At 54.0% G+C, this 1,318-nt stretch carries 1 rRNA gene (running past one end of the window); it reads right to left on the minus strand.

The window, feature by feature from the left end:
- A 23S ribosomal RNA gene (locus ACFWF3_RS30400) occupies window positions 1-1,273 on the minus strand; its annotated part reaches 1,670 nt to the left of the window's first position; the annotation flags it as partial.
- Window positions 1,274-1,318 lie beyond the last annotated feature (45 nt).

Consider the following 1,318-nt stretch of genomic DNA (forward strand, 5'->3'; position numbering starts at 1 on the left):
GAATGCCGCGGCTTCGGCGGTGTACTTGAGCCCCGCTACATTGTCGGCGCAGGATCACTTGACCAGTGAGCTATTACGCACTCTTTCAAGGGTGGCTGCTTCTAAGCCAACCTCCTGGTTGTCTAAGCGACCCCACATCCTTTTCCACTTAGTACACGCTTAGGGGCCTTAGCCGGCGATCTGGGCTGTTTCCCTCTCGACTACGAAGCTTATCCCCCGCAGTCTCACTGCCACGCTCTCACACACCGGCATTCGGAGTTTGGCTGACTTCGGTAAGCTTGTAGGCCCCCTAGGCCATCCAGTAGCTCTACCTCCGATGTGAAACACGTGACGCTGCACCTAAATGCATTTCGGGGAGAACCAGCTATCACGGAGTTTGATTGGCCTTTCACCCCTACCCACAGCTCATCCCCTCAGTTTTCAACCTAAGTGGGTTCGGGCCTCCACGACGTCTTACCGTCGCTTCACCCTGGCCATGGGTAGATCACTCCGCTTCGGGTCCATAATGTGCGACTAAATTTCGCCCTATTCAGACTCGCTTTCGCTACGGCTACCCCTCGACGGGTTAACCTCGCCACACACCGATGACTCGCAGGCTCATTCTTCAAAAGGCACGCCATCACCCCACACAATCAAGATTGCGAAGGCTTTGACGGATTGTAAGCGCACGGTTTCAGGTACTATTTCACTCCCCTCCCGGGGTACTTTTCACCTTTCCCTCACGGTACTAGTCCGCTATCGGTCACCAGGGAGTATTCAGGCTTACCGGGTGGTCCCGGCAGATTCACAGCAGATTTCACGGGCCCGCTGCTACTCGGGAGACATCCACAACAGCCAAGAAGTTTTCGTTTACCGGACTATCACCGTCTATGGCAGGCCGTTCCAGACCACTTCAACTAACCACTTGGTTTCTTACTGTTGCTCAACTCGGCAGAGTTGAGAAGAATGTTCCCACTACCCCAGCTAGACAACGACTGCCGTCTATCACATCTAACTGGTTTAGCCTCATCCGCTTTCGCTCGCCACTACTCACGGAATCACTGTTGTTTTCTCTTCCTGTGGGTACTGAGATGTTTCACTTCCCCACGTTCCCTCCACACACCCTATATATTCAGATGCGGGTAACACGACATCACTCGTGCTGGGTTTCCCCATTCGGAAATCCTCGGATCTCAGCTCGGTTGACAGCTCCCCGAGGCTTATCGCAGCCTCCTACGTCCTTCATCGGCTCCTGGTGCCAAGGCATCCACCGTACGCTCTTAAACACTTACTAACAAAGATGCTCGCGTCCACTGTGCAGTTCTCAAACAACACACCC

It is taken from the genome of Nocardia sp. NPDC060220, from assembly GCF_042727815.1.
Classification (GTDB): Bacteria; Actinomycetota; Actinomycetes; order Mycobacteriales; family Mycobacteriaceae; genus Nocardia.